Below are 18,458 nucleotides of genomic sequence, written 5' to 3'. Positions count from 1 at the left end.
AAGAAAAATTCGACGCGCTGAGGCATTCTTCAAACCAAACGGAACGGTCTAAGTGTCCAGAAAGTAACGCGTCCAACTAAACAGCAGTGCCTCAAAGACGGTTTGGTCGTACGATGGATCAACCTCCTTCGAGCCCGCAGAAGACAACCAAATGTCGTCAAAACAACCCATTCCGCCCAAAGGAAGTTGCTTGGCTAGGTTCTTTGCTTTTGGCAGGTCATTGCTTTCAATTGCCTGCTGAATGCCGCGCAATAGCCCGTCAGAATGCTGATATTGATTTCGCCGACACCACGTCATTAGCGCATGGTGCAAATTCCAATAAGGGATCAATTCTTCACGTATGTTGGCTGGCGTTTGCCCAGAAAACCGCAGGTGAAACATCACCGTACCGCCTCAATCGGCCCTTCGGCGCGGCCTGAGATAAACTGGTCGAGATAAGGATCACCGGATGCATCCATCTGTGCCACCGGGCCGGTCCATTGGATCACACCGTCATGCAGCATGGCGACGTTGTCGGCAATGGCGCGCACCGAGGTCATGTCATGCGTAATAGTCATCGCCGTGGCGCCCATTTCTGTGACGATTTCGCGGATCAGGTCGTTGATGACGCCAGCCATGATCGGATCGAGACCCGTAGTTGGTTCGTCAAAGAAGATGATCTCAGGCTCGGCCGCGATGGCGCGGGCGAGGCCGACGCGTTTTTGCATGCCACCGGAGAGTTCAGACGGGAAAAGGTCGGCCACATCAGGCGTCAGGCCCACGCGGCGCAGTTTTTCGATGGCGATCTCGCGGGCTTCGAGCTTTGGACGCTTGAGGCTGCCGCGCAGCAGGCGGAACGAGACGTTTTGCCAGACAGGCATGGAATCAAACAGAGCGCCGCCCTGAAACAACATGCCAAAGCGGGCCAGAAAGGCGTCGTGGTCGCCCATGGTGGCGTCTTTGCCGTCGACAAGTATGGTGCCGGTCTCCGGCGTTACAAGGCCAAGAACGGATTTCAGCAGCACGGATTTTCCGGTGCCGGAGCCGCCGATGATCACCATCGAGGTGCCTTTGGCGATCTCGAGGGTGACGCCTTGGAGCACCTTTTTGGGGCCGAAGCTTTTGTGGACGTTTTGAAAACTGATCATGTGCTGAAGAAGAGCGATGTGAGAAGGAAGTTTGCGGCGAGGATCAAGACAGCGGCGGCCTGAACGGAGCTTTTGGTGGCTTGGCCGACGCCTTGGGCACCGCGGCCAGAATGCATGCCAAAGTAACAGCCCATGAGCGCCGCGATGCCGCCGAAAGCGGCGCCTTTGACCAGAGAGGAAAGAACGTCGTTGAATTGCAGGAAATCCACGGTGTTGCGGATGTAGGTGGCGGGGTTAAAGCCAAGCTGTCCGGTGGCGACCGCAAAGCCGCCGTAGATGCCGATGATGTCGCCAACGCCAACAAGGGCGGGCACAACGAGAATGGCGGCGATGAAGCGCGGCACGACGAGGTATTTCAGCGGATCAGTGGAGAGCGTGGTGAGCGCGTCGATCTGTTCGGTCACCTTCATGGTGGCGATTTCGGCGGCAATCGAGCTGGTCACGCGGGCGGCGACCATCAGGCCGACCAGCACGGGACCCAGTTCGCGCACCATGCCGATAGCAACAATCTGAGGCACCACGCTTTCGACTGAAAACCGCGACGAGCCGTCATAGATTTGCAAGGCCAGCGCGCCGCCGGTGAAGATCGCAGTCATGCCAACAACAGGCAGGGACAGCCAGCCGATGTTGACCATCGCCGTGAGGAATTCACGTCCATAAAACGGCGGGCGGGCCATGTGGCTAAGGGTTTGGGCGACAAAGATCGTGAAGCGGCCAATCATCGCCAACAGCGCCAGCGTCTGCCGACCGATCAGAGCAAAAGGCGAGAGCAACATGTTCATGCGCTTTTGTAGCGGCGGTAATAACGCGCGCCAAGCGAGGTCAGGATTTCGTAGCCGATGGTGCCTGCGGCCTCGGCCACGGTGTCCACCGATTGATGCAGGCCCAGCAATTCGAGCGTTTTGGGCTCTTCGGGGGCGTCGGTGACGTCTACTGTGATCAGGTCCATCGACACGCGGCCAATCACAGGGCAGCGGATCTCGTTGGCAAAAACGTCGACGTTTGCGCCCATGGCGCGGATCAACCCGTCAGCATAGCCCGCCGAGATCGTGGCGACGCGGCTGTCGCGTTCGGCAATCCAGGTGTTGGAATATCCGACGGTTTCACCTTTGGCGACATCGCGGATCTGAATCACGGGAATCGACAGGGAGGTGACGGGGGTGGCTTCGACAAACGGCATGCCGCCGTAAAGCCCCACGCCAGGGCGGGTGAGATCAAAGTGATAGTCGCTGCCCATCAGGATGCCGCCAGTGGCGGCGAGGCTGCGGGGCACGTTGATGCCATCAGTCAGCCGTTTGAACGTCGCCAGCTGTTGCGGGTTCATCGGGTGCTCGGGCTCATCAGCACAGGCGAGATGTGACATGACCAGTTTGGGCGATCTTGACAGAACGGTTTCGGCCACAGCCGCCCATTCGGCCTCTTCCAGGCCAAGTCGGTTCATGCCGGTATCAAGCTGAATGCCAAAGGGATGTTCGGGCAGGGCTTCAAAATGGCGCACAATCTGATTAATCGAGTTCAGCATCGGCGTGAGCATCATGTCAGACATCATGTCGGTGTCGCCCGACATGTGGCCCCCAAAGACGTTGATGATCGGCGACGGGCCGACGGCCTCGCGCAGTGCGGCGCCTTCCTCGGCGACGGCGACAAAGAACGTGTCGACGCCCGCGCGCATCAAGGCACGGGCAGCGCGGTCAGCACCAACGCCGTAGCCGTCCGCTTTGACAACGGCGGCGGTGGGGACTTCTGTCCGAGCATCAAGGGCGCGCCAGTTCGTGATCAGCGCATCGAGGTCAATCGTTAAAGTTGCAGTAGCCATGGCAGGTTTTTTGTCGCTCAAAGCAAAAGGGTCAAGGGAAATCGGTTTGTTCGGGACGTGCGCAGGGTCGCGCCCCTAGAAATCGCCGTCGTTGCCGTCTTGTTGCCAAGGCTGCACAAGGTTGCCAAATCGGGTGAAGCGACCCTCAAAGCTGAGATCGACAGTGCCGATGGGGCCGTGACGCTGTTTGCCAAGGATGACTTCGGCGCGACCATGCAGACGCTCCATGCGTTCTTGCCAACCGGCCATTTCGTCGAGTTTTTCGTCCGAGGGTTTTTCACGCTCCACGTAGTATTCTTCGCGGAACACGAACATCACCACGTCGGCATCTTGCTCAATCGAGCCTGATTCCCGCAAATCCGAGAGCTGCGGGCGTTTGTCGTCTCGGCTTTCGACTGTCCGGCTCAGCTGGGAGAGGCCGATCACGGGGATGTTGAGTTCCTTGGCGATGGCTTTCATGCCCATCGAGATTTCGCCGATCTCTTGTACCCGGTTTTCCGCCGTACCGCGGCAGAGCTGCAGATAGTCGATGATCAGCAGATCAAGACCGTGGGTGCGTTTCAGACGACGGGCGCGGGCGGCGAGCTGTGCAATCGGCAGCGCGGGGGTGTCGTCGATATAAAGCGGGCAGGCTTCGAGCGATTTAGCAGCTTCGACGAAGCGGCGGAACTCGGTCTCGGTCATGTCGCCTTTGCGGATCTGTTCAGACGGGATTTCCGCAGCTTCGGACAAGATCCGCGCGGCGAGCTGTTCTGCGCTCATTTCCAGAGAATAAAACCCGACAACGCCGCCTTCGACGGTGCCCTCGGTGCCGTCGGGCTTGATGCCCTTCTTGTAGGCTTTGGCCACGTTAAACGCGATGTTGGTGGCCAGCGAAGTTTTCCCCATCGACGGACGGCCAGCCAGAATGAGCAAATCCGACGGATGCAGGCCGCCGAGTTTTTTATCCAGATCAATCAGGCCGGTGGAGATCCCCGCGAGGCCACCGTCGCGCTGATAGGCGGCATTGGCCGTATTAACAGCATCGGTTACCGCCTTGAGAAAACTGACAAATCCTCGTTCGGTTTGGCCTTGCTCGGACAGCTTGTAAAGCGCTTGTTCGGCCTCAACGATCTGTTCTTTGGGTTCCAGTTTCACGTCGGCCTTGCGCGCCTTGGTCGAGATGTTGTCGCCAAGACCGATCAATTCGCGGCGGATCGCCATGTCATAGATCATCTGTGCATAGTCGCGCGCGGCAAAAGCCGAGATCGCGGCACCGGCAAGGCGGGCAAGATAAGCGGGACCGCCAAGTTCTTTGAGACCTTCGTCATCCTCAAGGAAGGCCTTGAGCGTTACTGGTGAGGCGAGGTTGTTTTTGGCGATGCGGGCGGCAGCGACCTCGTAGATGCGGGCATGCACTGGGTCGTAGAAATGATCGGCCGTGATCACAGAAGCGACACGGTCAAAAATGTCATTGTTGGTGAGGATCGCGCCCAGAAGCTGTTGCTCAGCTTCGATGGAATGGGGCATCGGGTCCGCCTCGGAAGCCTCGGGGGCTGGGGCGGCGTTCATGGGGGCGATTTCGTTCATGTCTGTCCCTGAGCCGGGTGTTCGGGCACCCGTGTTATGAATCGGTTTTTGGCCTGCAAAGTGATGCAGAGCGTTCTACGCCACTGGCTGCGGCGAGGGCAAATTGTATGTTTGTGTGGAACGCCTGTGGATAAGTTTGCCCGCCCTTATTTTGTCAGAGCGGGCTGGGAAACGTCAACATTTTGTGTTTGAGGCCCAAAAAAAGGCGCCTCAGATGATCAAGTTTTTGGCAAATGGCCTCAGGCGCCTTTGCGGGCGTCCTGCCACGCGCGCGGGTTTTTCAGGAACGTTTCGACCTCGGCGAGGGTCTCGGCAGAGAACACACCCTGCGTCTTGGCCTCGGCCAGAACATCCCACCATGTGCAGAGATAGTGCAGTGCGACACCGTGGTCTCCGAGGGTTTTCTCGGTCTCGGGGAAGATGTCGTAGTAGAAAATCACTGCTGTGTCGCCACAAGTTGCGCCGGTTTCGCGGATGGCATCCACAAACGAGAGTTTGGAGCCGCCGTCGGTGGTCAGATCTTCGACCAGCAAAACGCGTTCACCTTCGCTCATGGCGCCTTCGATGCGGGCGTTTTTGCCATAGCCTTTGGGTTTCTTGCGCACATACGTCATGGGCAGAGCCATGCGTTCGGCGACCAGTGCCGCAAAAGGAATGCCAGCCGTTTCACCACCGGCGATATTGTCAAAGGCTTCAAAGCCCGCGTCCCGCATCACGGTCACCGTCATAAAATCCATCAACGTCGCGCGGATGCGCGGGAAGGAGATCAGCTTGCGGCAATCGATGTAGCTTGGCGATGGCAGGCCGGAAGCCAGCGTGTAAGGCTCGTCGGTGTTGAAGTTCACAGCACCGATTTCCAACAACATGCGGGCGGTCAAGCGGGCGATTTCTTCTTTGGGCGGGAAAGCGGTCGGGATCATGTTGGGCTCCTGCAGGCAGAATAGGGGGCAGCGTTAGCCGGCGACGGACCAGTGAATGGAGTAGCCGGGATCAAAGACGGTCACGGGACCATTTTCGGTGTCGATTCTTTCGGGGAACTGCGTGGCCGCATCAGATTTTTGCAGCGTCAGTTTGGCAGCATTCACCGGCAGGCGATAAAACGCTGGGCCATTGAGCGAGGCGAAGGCCTCGAGTTTGTCGAGCGCGCCGTCTTCTTCGAACACGTGTGCCAGCAGCGGCATGGTGTTGGTGGCGGTGAAACAGCCGGCACAGCCACAGGCGGCAAGCTTGTCGCCATCAAGGTGTGGGGCCGAGTCTGTGCCAAGGAAGAAGCGCGCGTCGCCGGAAGTGGCTGCGGCGCGCAGGGCGACACGGTGCTCTTCGCGTTTGGCGACAGGCAGGCAGTAATAATGCGGTTTGATCCCGCCCACGAGGATGTGGTTGCGGTTGATGATCAGGTGGTGCGTGGTGATCGTCGCGCCAAGGTTCTGATCTTGCGAACGCACATAATCGGCGGCGTTGGCGGTGGTGATGTGTTCCATCACAACCCGCAAGCCAGGTGTGGCGCGGCGGATCGGATCCAGCACGCGGTCGATGAACACGGCTTCGCGGTCAAAAATGTCGATGTCGTGGTCGGTGACTTCGCCGTGGGTGCAGAGCGGCAGGCCGATTTCAGCCATTTTTTCCAGCACCGCGCGGACGTTTTCAAAATTGGACACGCCGGAGGCCGAATTGGTGGTGGCGCCTGCGGGGTAAAGCTTCACGGCTGTGATCAGACCGGAGGCATGCGCGGCGGCGACGTCCTCGGGATCGGTATCTTCTGTCAGGTAAAGCGTCATCAAAGGCGCGAAATCTGCGCCTTCGGGCAGGGCGGCAAGGATGCGGTCGCGATAAGCAGCGGCCTGATTGCCGGTGACGACTGGCGGCACCAGATTGGGCATGATGATCGCGCGACCGAAATCACGCGCGGTTTCGGGCAGAACAGCGGCCAGCATTGCGCCATCGCGCAGATGCAGGTGCCAATCGTCGGGGCGGGCAATCGTCAAGCTTTGGGTCATGCAGGCCGCTTACACAAAAGCGGCCGCGCAATCCAGCCCTGAGACCGGCAAACCCGTCAATCTGTCAAGATTAGCCGGCCAGACGGCCTTCGTCTGCGGCCTGCACCAAAAGGTCCAGTTTGCGCATGAAGCGTTGCTCATGCAGGCGTCGGGCCACGTTGGCGCAAAGCAAGGCCTTGATAAACGGGCGTTTTTGCGTCTCGATGTCGGCCAGAAGGCGGTTGAGATAGCGCAGATTTGTGCGCCGTGCGCGGTAGAGTTTGTAAAACGCCTGTCGGCTCATCTTGCCTGCCCCTGCTTTGGCAATGATGCGGAACAAAATCTGCATCTCAAGCAGTTGCGGCTCAGGCGTGCTTCCCATGCGCGGGGTTGGCAGCAATTCGACATTGCGGCGGCGGAAAAGTGCTGCGTGCATCGCATCCAGCGGTTCAAGCGGGTCATAGATGACATAGGCTTTGTCAGCCCCGCCCAACATGTCCGGCGCAAAGCCGTAGCGCCCTGCAAATGATTGGCGGCGCGCGGCGGGAAAACGGTGGTCCCAGCCTGCCATGTCGGGTGCCAAAGTCGCCTGTGGTTTCACGGCGATGACAGTTGCGCCCGGGGCCGCCAGAGAAAACGCCGCAGCGGCATAGCCGCAGGTGCCAGCTCCGTAAAAGATCACTTGGTCAAAGTCGTCAAAGAAGCCGTCATCGGAAAGCCGGTTGAAATAGGCAATGACTTCGGGATCGCGAAACCAGGTGTTGCCGTCACACAGCAGACACAGGTGGGACCAGCCCAATTCGCGTACCAATTCCCAGCCAAGCGGCTGGCCGGTGTCGCCGCGTTTCTGAATGCCCTGAATGGTTTCAAACGTCACCAGCAGAACCGGCTTGTCCTCGATCAGGGTGGCGCAGTGGCGCGCGCCGAGTGGCTGAAAATCGCCGTGGTCTTCGGCAATGTCTTCGAGTTTGGCCAACCAATCGGCCTTTTTCAAACCCAGCATTGGCACGTCAAAGCCATTCGGGGAATCCTGCATTGTCTCAATCCTTGCACCTTACGTCGCGGGGAAGGCCGCGCGTGGTCACTTATTATGTCCTGCAGGCTAGACCCCATTTGCGGCGAAAATTTGGTGAAATCTGCACAATCTACAACTTTTGTCGCGGGGGCTGCGTATTGACCTTTGAAGGTGCGCATGTGCAGCCTGAGCGCAACGGGGAGGCAGTTATGACGCAGGTAGAGAGCATTGAACACGTCCAGGAGATGCTGGGCGCGGAAGGATACGTGTGTGGCCGACCACTGGCGACTGTGGTGTTCTTGTCGCTGCGCCTGGGACGTCCGATTTTCCTTGAGGGCGAAGCGGGCGTTGGCAAGACCGAGATCGCAAAAGCGATTGCTGCCGCGCTTGGGCGCGAGCTGATCCGGTTGCAGTGTTACGAAGGTCTGGACGCGGCAAGCGCGGTCTATGAATGGAACTTTGCCGCGCAAATGGTGGCCATCCGAACGGCAGAGGCCAGCGGTGGCGCGGATCGGTCGATGCTGCAAGAAGAGCTGTTTGGACCGGATTATCTGGTAGAGCGGCCACTGCTTAAGGCGATGCGGCCGCATGAGGGTGGCGCGCCAGTGCTGTTGATTGACGAGTTGGACCGCACTGATGAGCCGTTTGAAGCGTTTTTGCTTGAAGCCCTGAGTGATTTTCAGGTGACGATCCCCGAGATCGGCACGATCAAGGCACCCGAGCCGCCAATTGTGATCGTGACATCCAACCGCACACGCGAAGTGCATGACGCGCTCAAACGTCGGTGTTTGTATCATTGGGTCGACTACCCTGACTTTGACCGCGAGCTGAAAATTCTAAAGTCCCGCGCGCCGGAGGCCGCAGAGGCGCTGAGTCGCGAAGTGGTAAGTTTTGTGCAGTCGCTCCGCACCGAAGACCTGTTCAAGAAACCCGGTGTGGCGGAAACCATCGATTGGGCCAAATGCCTGCTGGCGCTGGATGTGCTGACACTGAGTCCTGAGGTGATTGCCGACACGTTAGGCGCGGTGCTGAAATATCAGGATGACATTGCCAAGCTGCAAGGCAGCGAGGCCAAACGGTTGCTGGATGAGGCGCGCGCGGCGTTGGAACCTGTGTAATGTTTTTTTGTTCCGGAAATACCTCTGGGGTGTGGGGGCAGCGCCCCCGCGACAATAATGCCTGAATACCTGCCGCTAGAGATTCCGGACGATCCAAAACTGATGCAAAACATCACTTGGTTTGCGCGGGCGTTGCGCAAGGCGGGCCTGCCGATTGGTCCTGGCCGGGTGATCGATGCCATCCGCGCAGTGGAGGCGGCGGGGTTCACCTCCAAACGGGATTTCTTTTGGACGCTGCACGCCTGTTTTGTGTCGCGGCCCGAGCATCGCACGGTGTTTGCGCAGGTCTTTCGTCTCTATTGGCGCGACCCGCGCTATCTTGAACACATGATGGCGATGATGTTGCCGGCGGTGCGTGGCGTTCAGGAAGACCGCGCAGGGCAAGCGGGCGAAAAGCGCGCGGCGGAGGCCCTGCTGGACGGTGCCAACCGCGACATGCCGCAGGATGAGACAGGAAGCGAAGAAGGCACAGAGATCGAGATCGATGCGTCGCTGACGATCTCGACCGAGGAAAAGCTGCGCTCGCTGGATTTTGAACAGATGAGCACCGAGGAGATCGCACAAGCAAAACGCATGTTGTCGCGGATGAAACTGCCGGTACAGCCGATCAAATCGCGGCGCACCAAAGCGGATATGTTGGGGCATCGACCCGATTGGCGGGCCACGATGCGCAATTCGATGCGCCAAGGCGGCGAATTGCAGATGCCCGCGATGAAAAGTCCGAGGATACGGTGGCCCAACCTCGTGGTGATTTGCGATATTTCCGGCTCTATGAGCCAATACAGCCGTATGGTTTTGCATTTTCTCCATGCAGTGGCCAACACCAAAGGCGCGGGTTGGGCAAAGGTACATGGGTTTACCTTTGGCACGCGGCTCACAAATATTTCGCGCCATCTGGCGACGCGCGATGTGGATACTGCGTTGGCCGCCGCTGGGGCAGAAGCGCAGGACTGGGAAGGCGGCACACGGATTGGCGAATGTCTGCATGATTTCAACCGCGACTGGTCGCGGCGTGTCATGGGGCAAGGCGCTGTGGTGCTGTTGATCTCGGACGGGCTGGATCGAGGCGATCCCGAGGCGCTGGCCAAAGAGATGCAGCGGCTGCAATTGTCGGCCAAGCGGCTGATTTGGCTCAATCCTTTGTTGCGCTGGGAGGGCTTCGCTGCCAAGGCGCAGGGGATCAAGGCGATGTTGCCGCATGTGGACAGTTTCCGCGCTGGGCACTCGATTGCCACGCTGGAAGAGTTGGCCGAGGCGATTTCACGGCCTGATGATCTGGGCGAGAAAGCGCGGCTTATGGCGGGAATGGACGGCTGAGGGCGACTTGAGCTTTGCGCCGGCGCGGCCCATCTTGGGGTGAGGGAATTGGAGAATGATCATGGCTGACAACCTGCAAGGCGCGCCGGAATTGGCGCTGGAGTGGCATCGCGCTGGTCGAGGTGCGGCATTGGCCACTGTGGTGCAGACATGGGGCAGCGCGCCGCGTCGCGTGGGCGCGCAGATGGTTGTGTCGGGTGACGGGCAGCTCGAAGGCTCGGTGTCTGGTGGCTGTGTCGAAGGCGCAGTGATGCTTGAGGCAATGGAAAGCCTAGAAGACGGTCAGGGCAAATTGTTGGAGTTTGGCGTCAGCGATGGCGATGCGTTTGCGGTTGGATTGGCCTGTGGCGGCACGATCAAAGTGTTGGTCGAGCCTGTGGGTGCGGTTTTGAGCGAAGACGTTTTGGCGGATTTGGTGGCGGCACGGGCCGCGCGCACGGCGGTGGCTTATGTCTGTGATGGCGAAACCGGCGGCGGGCGATTGACCACTGAAGGTTTTGAGGATCGCTTTCGCATGGACCGCTCGGGCGTGGAAGACGACGGGCGCTTTGTGGCCATTCACAACCCGCCGTTGCGGCTGGTGGTTGTGGGCGCGGTGCATATCGCGCAAGCCTTGGTGCCGATGGCGCGGATTGCCGGGTTTGATCCATTCATAGTCGATCCGCGCAGCGCTTTTGGCTCAGAGGCACGGTTTCCGGGTGAGACCATACTGGATGAGTGGCCGGACGAGGCGATGCAGCAAATCGGGTTGGATGCGCGCACGGCGTTGGTGCTGTTGACGCATGATCCCAAGTTGGATGACCCGGCGCTGCATATCGCGTTGAAGTCACCTGCGTTTTATGTCGGGGCGCTGGGCAGCACGCGCACCCATGGCAAGCGGGTCGAGCGGCTGGAGGATGCAGGGTTCTCGGCAAACGACATTGGGCGCATTCACGGACCGATTGGTCTGGACATCGGCGCGGCAAGCCCCTCCGAGATTGCGGTGTCGATCATGGGTGAGATGTTGCGCGTGCTGAGGAAAGGCGCGTGAGGTTCGGCTCTGTTCCTGTCGCTGAGGCAGAAGGCGCGGTTCTGGCGCATTCGCTGGTGGCGGACCGGCGCATTCCCAAGGGCACTGTTTTGGGCCCAGACCATATCACGCGTCTGGCGGCGGCTGGATTTTCCGAGGTCACAGTCGCGCGACTTGAGGCGGGCGACGTGGATGAGGACACGGCTGCCACGCAGCTGGCGGCGGCTGTGCTGTCGGACGTTGTAGGTATCCGCGCGGCGGGGGCGGGCGCTGGGCGCGTGAACCTTTATGCCGAAGGCTGCGGGATGATACGCGTGGATGCGGAAGTGATTCACCGCGTCAACGCGGTGGAGCCGATGATCACCATTGCCACAGTACCGGATTATCACCGCGTCGATGACGGTGGCATGATCGCAACGATCAAGATCATCTCTTATGCGGTGCGTGAGGATGCTTTGGAAGCGGCCTGTTCCGTCGCTGAAGGCGGCGTATCCTTGGTGGCGCCCGTGTTTCAGACCGCCACCCTGATCGAAACCACGATTGGCGACACACCCTCAGACAAAGGCCGCCGTGCCATGGCGGGACGTGTGGAGCGGATGGGCATGGCATTGACCGAGCGGACCGTAGTGGCCCATGAAGTGACCCCGTTGGCGGGGGCGATAACCGACGCACCAGGGGACATTGTGTTTGTCCTCACAGCGTCCGCAACGTCGGATTCTATGGATGTCGCCCCGCAAGCGTTGCGCGATGCGGGGGGAGAGGTGGAGCGGTTTGGTATGCCGGTGGATCCGGGGAACCTGTTGTTTATCGGAAGCATAGGCGAAAAGGCCGTGATTGGCTTGCCGGGGTGCGCGCGCTCCCCCGCACTCAATGGCGCGGATTGGGTGCTGGAGCGGGTAATCTGTGGCCTGGACGTCAGCCATGATGACATTGCAGGCATGGGTGTGGGCGGTTTGCTCAAGGAAATTCCAACGCGGCCAATGCCGCGTGAAAAAGGCGTTTGATCAGAGCAGTGTGCGTGTGCTGCGGGCGCAGCTACGACCAATGTCTACGGCTGATACTTTGAAATGTTACAAAAAGCGGGTTCTCAAGGAGCGAGGGGGCTGCTTTACTCTCGTTTAATGAAAAACCAAAATCGGGAGGAGCCAATGTCACAGGTCACCATGACTGTGAATGGCAAGGAGATGTCGTCGGACGCCGAAGGACGCACCTTGCTGAGCCAATTTCTACGGGAAAATCTTGGAATGACCGGCACGCACGTCGGTTGTGATACCAGCCAATGTGGCGCCTGTGTTGTGCATGTAGACGGCGTGGCCGTGAAATCCTGCACCATGCTGGCGATGGAAGCGGACGGCGCTGCCGTGTCGACCATTGAAGGCCAAGCGGCTGACGACGGTACGCTGAACACACTGCAGCAAGCGTTTCAGGACCACCACGGTCTGCAATGCGGGTTCTGCACACCGGGCATGATCATGTCTGCGGCGGATCTGCTCAAGACCAACCCAAAGCCGTCCGAAGCAGAAGTGCGCCATCATCTTGAAGGCAACATCTGTCGCTGCACGGGCTACCACAACATCGTTAAGGCGATCATGGCAGCCAGCGGTCAGGACGTGAGCAGCATCGCTGCCGAATAACACCTGCGCCCGCGCAAGAGGAGGCGCGGACGTGGATTTTCGGATCACGGCCAACAGCGTGAGGCCAGTCAGAACGACTGAGGCCCGCATTGGCCCATAGGGAGGAATAACATGCCAAAAGATCATGGCATTGGCGCCAGCCCCAAGCGGCGCGAAGACATCCGGTTTCTAAGCGGAACCGGCAACTATACCGACGATATGAACGTCAACGGTCAGGCTTATGTGCATTTTTTGCGCTCTGACGTGGCACATGGTCGGATCAAATCGATCAATCTGGATGCAGCTTCTGCCATGCCCGGTGTGGTCAAGATTTTCACCGGCGCGGATTTTGAAGGCGTGGGTGGCATTCCCTGTGGGTGGGAAATCACTGACAAACACGGCAATGCCATGCAAGAGCCCGCGCACCCCGTGCTGGCCCAAGGCAAAGTGCGCTACGTTGGCGATCAAATCGCGGCTGTTGTGGCTGAAACGCTTGAGCAAGCCCGTGATGCCGCTGAGGCGATTGACGTGGACATCGAAGAGCTGCCTGCCGTGGTTGATATGGCCGGTGCTCTGGTGGACGGATCCACCAAGGTGCATGACGATCTGACAAGCAACCTCTGCTACGACTGGGGCTTTGTCGAAGAGAACAAGCCTGCGGTGGAAGCAGCATTCGCAGACGCGGCGCATGTGACCACGTTGGAGTTGCGCAACAACCGTTTGATTGCGAACCCGATGGAGCCACGCGTGGCAATCGGCGACTTTGAGCGGGCCAGTGGCAACTCAACACTGTTCACCACCAGCCAGAACCCTCATGTGATCCGTCTGTTGATGGGTGCGTTTGTTCTGGGTATCCCCGAGCACAAGCTGCGGGTGGTTGCGCCTGATGTCGGTGGTGGCTTTGGCACCAAAATCTTCCACTATGCCGAAGAAGCCTTCTGTACCTTTGCAGCAAAAGCGCTGAACCGCGCGGTCAAGTGGACCTCGACCAGGTCTGAGGCGTTTATCTCGGATGCGCATGGGCGTGACCACGTGACCACCATTCAGCTGGCGCTGGACGCGGACAACAATTTTACCGCGGTGCGCACGGACACGATGGCCAACATGGGCGCGTATCTGTCGACCTTTGCGCCGTCCGTTCCCACGTGGCTGCATGGCACACTGATGGCGGGCAACTATAAAACGCCGCTGGTGTATGTTAACGTTAAAGCGGTGTTCACCAACACGGTGCCTGTGGACGCATACCGTGGCGCTGGGCGCCCTGAGGCGACCTATCAGCTGGAGCGTGTGATTGACAAAGCCGCACTTGAATTGGGTCTGGACCCGATTGCGCTGCGCCGTCAGAACTTTATCACCGAATTCCCCTATGCTACGCCAGTGGCGGTGGAATATGACACCGGTGATTATCACGCCACGATGGATGTGCTTGAGAAGATGGCGGATCTGTCCGGCTTTGAAGCACGCCGTAAGGCGAGCGAAGCGCGCGGCATGCTGCGTGGCATTGGCATCAACTGCTACATCGAGGCTTGCGGTATTGCACCGTCCAACCTTGTGGGGCAGCTGGGGGCACGTGCAGGTCTTTATGAAAGTGCCACAGTGCGTGTGAACGCCACAGGTGGTCTTGTTGTGATGACCGGTTCGCACAGTCACGGGCAGGGGCATGAGACAGCCTTTCCGCAGGTGATTGCCGAAATGATCGGGATCGATGAAAGCATGGTCGAGATCGAGCATGGCGACACTGACAAAGCACCAATGGGCATGGGCACCTATGGCTCGCGTTCGCTGGCTGTTGGCGGCTCTGCCATGGTGCGGGCCACAGAAAAGATCATCGCCAAAACCAAGAAGATCGCTGCGCACCTGATGGAAGCTGCTGAGGCCGACATTGAGCTTAAGGACGGCACATTCTCGGTTGCGGGCACGGACAAGTCCGTGGCGTGGGGCGATGTGACACTGGCTGCTTATGTGCCGCACAACTATCCGCTTGAGGATATTGAGCCCGGTCTGGAAGAGACTGCGTTTTATGATCCCGCCAACTTTACTTATCCATCGGGCGCCTATGCCTGTGAGGTCGAAGTTGATCCGGACACCGGCAAAGTCACCATCGAAGCATTCAATGCTGCAGATGACTTTGGCAATGTTGTGAACCCGATGATCGTGGACGGACAAGTTCACGGTGGCATCGGTCAGGGCATCGGTCAGGCGTTGTTGGAAAATGCCGCTTATGACGAGAACGGTCAGTTGCTGAGCGCGTCCTATATGGACTATGCGATGCCGCGGGCCAGTGACCTGCCATTCTATGGCGTGGATCACTCGTGTCAGACGCCGTGCACACACAATCCGTTGGGTGTGAAAGGCTGCGGCGAGGCCGGCGCGATTGGATCGCCGCCAGCGGTTGTGAATGCGGTTGTGAACGCGCTACGCTCTGGTGGTCACGACATTCATCATATCGATATGCCAGTGTCGCCGTCGCGCGTCTGGCAGGCCATGAACGGCTGAGGGAGGATTAGCTATGTATAACTTCGAGTTTGAAAAACCCTCGAGTATTGCCGATGCGGTTGCCGCGCTGGGCGATGAAGAGGCCACAGCGTTGAGTGGGGGGCAGACTTTGCTGCCCACAATGAAGCAGCGTTTGGCGAGTCCGACAAAGGTTGTGAGCCTGCTGGGCATTTCCGAGATGCAGGGCATCTGCACCGGAGATGACGGTGCGTTGTGCATCGGCGGGGCGACCAGCCACGCGGATGTGGCGGCGGGCGCTTCGGCTTATCCGGGTCTTGCGGCTTTGGCTGGCGGGATCGGTGATCCGGCGGTGCGGGCACGTGGGACGGTTGGGGGCTCTTTGGCCAACAACGATCCGGCGGCGTGTTATCCGGCGGGTGCTTTGGCGTCTGGCGCAACAATTGTGACCAATGCGCGTGAGATTGCGGCGGATGACTATTTCCAAGGCATGTTCACCACCGCGCTGGATGAAAGCGAGATCATCACCGAAGTGCGCTTCCCTGTTCCTCAGGCATCGAACTATCAGAAGTTCGAGCAGCCTGCGTCACGTTTTGCGCTGGTGGGTGTGTTTGTTGCCAAATACGCGGACGGTGTGCGCGTTGCGGTGACGGGTGCGTCTGAAGAAGGTGTGCACCGCTGGACTGCCGCAGAAGAAGCTTTGTCGGCGAACTTCTCGGCGGATGCGGTGCCTGCGGCGCCCGGTGCGGATGGCATGATTGCCGATCTGCATGGCACGGCAGCTTATCGTGCGCATCTGGTGGCTGTGCTGACCAAGCGCGCTGTGGCTGCGGCAAGTTGAGTGCTGAGGGGAGCGCCATAACAGGCGCTGCCTCGCCTTACGGCGGTAGAGCCGCCTAACGGCCAATTGGCGCGGGTATTCGCGGATATTTAAGGCAAGAGGAAGGGGCGGAGCGCGAGCTGCCGCCCTTTCTTATTTCGCGGCTTAGAATTCTGCCATGCAGTCTTGGGCTCTGTTGACGGCATTCTGGGGCGTTTTGAGTTTGACCGTGACGGTGCTGGACGTGTCCTGAAATGCAATGAACTCGCGCGCCTCCACAAGATCAGAGACAAACTGCGGATTGTCAAAAACGATGTAGCCGCCTTTGAGCCCGCCGGACAGCGTGCGCGACACTGTGGTGGAGGTGCCGAGATAAAGGTTGCCGTTCAACGAAATGCCGATGGCATGGTCGCCTTCGGGCGGGTCATAGTCTGTGACAAAGGCACCGATATATCCGGCGTCCTGTTGCATGGTGAGACCGGCCTGCACAACGCTGTTTTCGCTGCGCCATTCAATAAAACAGGACTGACGCGAGGCATTTTTGAAGATCGTCCAGTACTTGGCCTTCCAAAACGTTTCGATGGCGTCGCCTTTGGTTGGCAAGACGTCCTCGGACGCGTGGGCGAGCGACGCGGTGCACAGCATAATGCTGGCCGCGCCGGCGATAAGCGAATGAAAAGCGTTAAACCTATTCATTGGTGTGAAATCCCTCCTTAAATGCCTGTTTGTCCGACCTCGGTGATCGGTTGTGACGTAGGTGGTCTGTGCGTCAAGGGTATGGGAAGTGCACGGATTAGTCTATTGTCAGCTCGGGTATCGCGTCGGAACAGGAGCGGCAGATGGTCGGCCAGATTTGGGGCAGTTTCCAGCGCTTGCCGCTTTGGGTGCGGATTTGGATGGTGGTTATTCTGGCGCCGGTCAATTTCGCACCAATGTTCTTTTTTGGGGCGAATCCGTCGACGATTTGGGTGGCATGGCCGAGTGTGGCGAGGATGGCGTTCAACATGCCAATCCTGTAGCAGGCACGGGGGTTTTCGGCGGCGCTGGCCTTTCCGAATTTGGTGTTTTGGCTGCCGTTGGTTGTGGTGCTGATCCTGCGGCCTGCGATGTTTGACGGGGTGCAGGGGAGTTACGCGACGCTGCTTGTGGTGCTGCTGGTCGTGGACGTTGTGTCGCTGGCGTTTGACGGGCTTGAGGCGGTGAAGTGGATGAGGGGGCAGAGGGCGGTGGTGTGATCAGAACTCGATGCCGCCTGATTTAGTCGTTGGCTTCAACAAAAAGTTTTTGAAATCTCAAGTTGTCTTGTTGTGCTTAGGTCAGCGGTCTGCGTTTGGGGGCAGACAATCTTGGTTAATCAGACATTGTTTGAGCAATTCGAATTGGGGTTCGCTTAATTGCCAAAAGGACGGGCAGTGTTTGGATGGAGCCTCCCAATTCTTTATCCCATCAAAGTGCAGAGTGCCGATGACGGTTTCACCGGTTGGCGGGAGCACCGTCGACGTCATGTCTGGTTCCAGACGAATTTTGATCAGCGGGTGAAGGTCCGACAGCACGGTCTCCTGACCGTCGATCAGCGCGACGCCGGAGAAGGAAAGCGCACTGGAATAGCTATAGGACTGTTCGAACGGTGCCACCATTGCGGCATTTTGGTTTTCTCTGGAAGCCTCAATGGCTTTGATGTCTTCCAGATGCTGCCACGGCCCCTCTTTGGTTTTCTGAAAGCGGCCAAACACGATTTTGGGGCCGCGATCCCAATGTCCTAGTTCGCTTTGCCCGCCTAGGGGTGCCAACTTGTCTAGGAAATTCGTTACAGTCAGGCGGTCCCTTTCGGAACCTGTCGCGTTTTCCGGGACGTCATGGATAGGCGCGCATTCTGACAGCACCGGATTTGTCGTTGGTGGCGTCTCTTTTTCGACGTGTGCGGTCACCGCATGAGTTAACCAAGCGACAAGACAAACCGAAAAAATCATCGCCGTTATGACGGCCTCGAACGGAGGTTTTGCGAACTTGAGTCTCAAGTCTATTTACTCCGGCTTCCGCGCCACAAAATCGACCAGCGCAGACATACCGGAGTGGCCGCGGCCTTCTTGGACTTCGCGTTCGTAAGCACGGCATTCGAGGATGTCCCAGCCGACGAAAGCGGCGCGCAGGATCACGTCGGTGTACATGTTTTCGCGAAACGGCGGGCCGCCGGTGCCAAACTCCAGCTGTTTGGGCGTGTAGCCGTGCAGCATCACGAGACCGCCGGGTTTTGTGGCGTCTTTCATGCGCTGAAACTGGATGCGGCGGCCGTCAGGGCCGACGAACTGAATGAAGATGCCGGCAACAAGGTCGTAGGTCTCGGCGGGCCATGTATCGCGCAGCACGTCGGTTTGGCGGATATCGAGGGTGACGCCTTTGGCCGCTGCCAAATCATGGGCGCGGGCGATAGCAGTGGGGGCGAACTCGAGCGCGGTGACGCGCAGGCCGTTTTCAGCCATGAAGACAGAGTTGCGACCTTCGCCGTCGGCCACGGCCAATGCACTTTGACCTGTGATCAGGTGTTGGTCGTGGTCCAAAAGAAATTGGGTAGGGGCGGTGCCAAACACGTAGTCGTCAGAGCTGGAATAGCGGTCTTCCCACAT

20 protein-coding genes are annotated in these 18,458 nt (G+C 58.8%); 8 read left to right on the top strand and 12 right to left on the bottom strand.

Annotation, left to right across the window (positions count from 1 at the left end; genetic code table 11):
* Positions 1 to 48 precede the first annotated feature (48 nt).
* The 8 genes from SHIM_RS06325 to SHIM_RS06290 all read right to left on the bottom strand — a co-directional run bounded on the left by SHIM_RS06325 (position 49) and on the right by SHIM_RS06290 (position 7,524).
* Positions 49 to 381, bottom strand: a complete 333-nt coding sequence (locus SHIM_RS06325) for a hypothetical protein (RefSeq protein ID WP_054001717.1) — start codon at positions 379 to 381, stop codon at positions 49 to 51.
* Positions 381 to 1,127, bottom strand: a complete 747-nt coding sequence (locus tag SHIM_RS06320) for an ABC transporter ATP-binding protein (protein ID WP_054001716.1) — start codon at positions 1,125 to 1,127, stop codon at positions 381 to 383. The genes SHIM_RS06325 and SHIM_RS06320 overlap by 1 nt, the downstream gene beginning before the upstream one ends.
* On the bottom strand, positions 1,124 to 1,909 hold the full coding sequence (locus SHIM_RS06315; protein ID WP_054001715.1) for an MlaE family ABC transporter permease: 786 nt from the start codon (positions 1,907 to 1,909) through the stop codon (positions 1,124 to 1,126). Before SHIM_RS06315 ends, SHIM_RS06320 begins: the two co-directional genes overlap by 4 nt.
* Positions 1,906 to 2,943 carry an alanine racemase gene (gene alr / locus SHIM_RS06310; RefSeq protein ID WP_054001714.1) on the bottom strand — a complete coding sequence of 346 codons (1,038 nt, stop codon included), beginning with the start codon at positions 2,941 to 2,943 and terminating at the stop codon, positions 1,906 to 1,908. Before alr ends, SHIM_RS06315 begins: the two co-directional genes overlap by 4 nt.
* A 75-nt stretch (positions 2,944 to 3,018) precedes the next feature.
* Complete coding sequence (locus SHIM_RS06305; protein WP_054001713.1) at positions 3,019 to 4,512, bottom strand: replicative DNA helicase; 1,494 nt, start codon at positions 4,510 to 4,512, stop codon at positions 3,019 to 3,021.
* Positions 4,513 to 4,751: 239 nt separating this feature from the next.
* Positions 4,752 to 5,432, bottom strand: coding sequence for an orotate phosphoribosyltransferase (locus SHIM_RS06300; RefSeq protein WP_054001712.1), 681 nt, complete (start codon positions 5,430 to 5,432; stop codon positions 4,752 to 4,754).
* A 33-nt stretch (positions 5,433 to 5,465) separates the two neighbouring features.
* Complete coding sequence (pyrC, locus tag SHIM_RS06295) at positions 5,466 to 6,509, bottom strand: dihydroorotase (RefSeq protein ID WP_054001711.1); 1,044 nt, start codon at positions 6,507 to 6,509, stop codon at positions 5,466 to 5,468.
* Between the two features lie 70 nt (positions 6,510 to 6,579).
* Positions 6,580 to 7,524: a hypothetical protein gene (locus tag SHIM_RS06290; RefSeq protein ID WP_054001710.1), complete on the bottom strand. Its 945-nt coding sequence runs from the start codon at positions 7,522 to 7,524 to the stop codon at positions 6,580 to 6,582.
* A gap of 188 nt (positions 7,525 to 7,712) precedes the next feature.
* Here SHIM_RS06290 and SHIM_RS06285 point away from each other — a divergent pair, with 188 nt between their 5' ends.
* The 7 genes from SHIM_RS06285 (at position 7,713) to SHIM_RS06255 (ending at position 15,855) form a co-directional block, all read left to right on the top strand.
* Positions 7,713 to 8,621, top strand: a complete 909-nt coding sequence (locus SHIM_RS06285; RefSeq protein WP_054002017.1) for an AAA family ATPase — start codon at positions 7,713 to 7,715, stop codon at positions 8,619 to 8,621.
* A gap of 57 nt (positions 8,622 to 8,678) precedes the next feature.
* Entirely contained in the window at positions 8,679 to 9,938 is a 1,260-nt protein-coding gene (locus tag SHIM_RS06280) for a vWA domain-containing protein (protein ID WP_054001709.1), read from the top strand.
* A gap of 61 nt (positions 9,939 to 9,999) precedes the next feature.
* Positions 10,000 to 10,968, top strand: coding sequence for an XdhC family protein (locus SHIM_RS06275; RefSeq protein ID WP_054002016.1), 969 nt, complete (start codon positions 10,000 to 10,002; stop codon positions 10,966 to 10,968).
* The gene (locus tag SHIM_RS06270; protein WP_054001708.1) at positions 10,965 to 11,951 is read left to right on the top strand and encodes a molybdopterin-binding protein; all 987 of its coding nucleotides are present in this window, start codon (positions 10,965 to 10,967) and stop codon (positions 11,949 to 11,951) included. The genes SHIM_RS06275 and SHIM_RS06270 overlap by 4 nt, the downstream gene beginning before the upstream one ends.
* A gap of 144 nt (positions 11,952 to 12,095) precedes the next feature.
* The gene (locus SHIM_RS06265) at positions 12,096 to 12,581 is read left to right on the top strand and encodes a (2Fe-2S)-binding protein (protein WP_054002015.1); all 486 of its coding nucleotides are present in this window, start codon (positions 12,096 to 12,098) and stop codon (positions 12,579 to 12,581) included.
* A 111-nt stretch (positions 12,582 to 12,692) separates the two neighbouring features.
* Positions 12,693 to 15,056, top strand: a complete 2,364-nt coding sequence (locus SHIM_RS06260) for a xanthine dehydrogenase family protein molybdopterin-binding subunit (protein WP_054001707.1) — start codon at positions 12,693 to 12,695, stop codon at positions 15,054 to 15,056.
* A gap of 13 nt (positions 15,057 to 15,069) precedes the next feature.
* Positions 15,070 to 15,855 carry an FAD binding domain-containing protein gene (locus SHIM_RS06255; protein ID WP_054001706.1) on the top strand — a complete coding sequence of 262 codons (786 nt, stop codon included), beginning with the start codon at positions 15,070 to 15,072 and terminating at the stop codon, positions 15,853 to 15,855.
* Positions 15,856 to 15,999: 144 nt separating this feature from the next.
* On the opposite strand, the gene SHIM_RS06250 is transcribed toward SHIM_RS06255, so the two are convergent.
* On the bottom strand, positions 16,000 to 16,530 hold the full coding sequence (locus SHIM_RS06250) for a hypothetical protein (RefSeq protein WP_054001705.1): 531 nt from the start codon (positions 16,528 to 16,530) through the stop codon (positions 16,000 to 16,002).
* Positions 16,531 to 16,627: 97 nt separating this feature from the next.
* Complete coding sequence (locus SHIM_RS20125) at positions 16,628 to 16,840, bottom strand: hypothetical protein (protein ID WP_152926461.1); 213 nt, start codon at positions 16,838 to 16,840, stop codon at positions 16,628 to 16,630.
* A 55-nt stretch (positions 16,841 to 16,895) separates the two neighbouring features.
* Here SHIM_RS20125 and SHIM_RS20350 point away from each other — a divergent pair, with 55 nt between their 5' ends.
* A complete protein-coding gene (locus SHIM_RS20350; RefSeq protein WP_193749864.1) occupies positions 16,896 to 17,069 on the top strand; it encodes a hypothetical protein in 174 nt (57 codons plus the stop codon).
* Positions 17,070 to 17,150: 81 nt separating this feature from the next.
* On the opposite strand, the gene SHIM_RS06240 is transcribed toward SHIM_RS20350, so the two are convergent.
* Both SHIM_RS06240 and SHIM_RS06235 read right to left on the bottom strand, forming a co-directional pair.
* Positions 17,151 to 17,804 (bottom strand): hypothetical protein, encoded by a 654-nt coding sequence (locus SHIM_RS06240; protein WP_054001703.1) that lies wholly within the window; start codon positions 17,802 to 17,804, stop codon positions 17,151 to 17,153.
* A 54-nt stretch (positions 17,805 to 17,858) separates the two neighbouring features.
* Complete coding sequence (locus tag SHIM_RS06235; RefSeq protein ID WP_054001702.1) at positions 17,859 to 18,458, bottom strand: SAM-dependent methyltransferase; 600 nt, start codon at positions 18,456 to 18,458, stop codon at positions 17,859 to 17,861.

It is taken from the genome of Shimia sp. SK013 (genome assembly GCF_001292625.1).
Taxonomy (GTDB): domain Bacteria; phylum Pseudomonadota; class Alphaproteobacteria; order Rhodobacterales; family Rhodobacteraceae; genus Shimia.
This window is presented reverse-complemented; position numbering and strand designations above follow the sequence as displayed.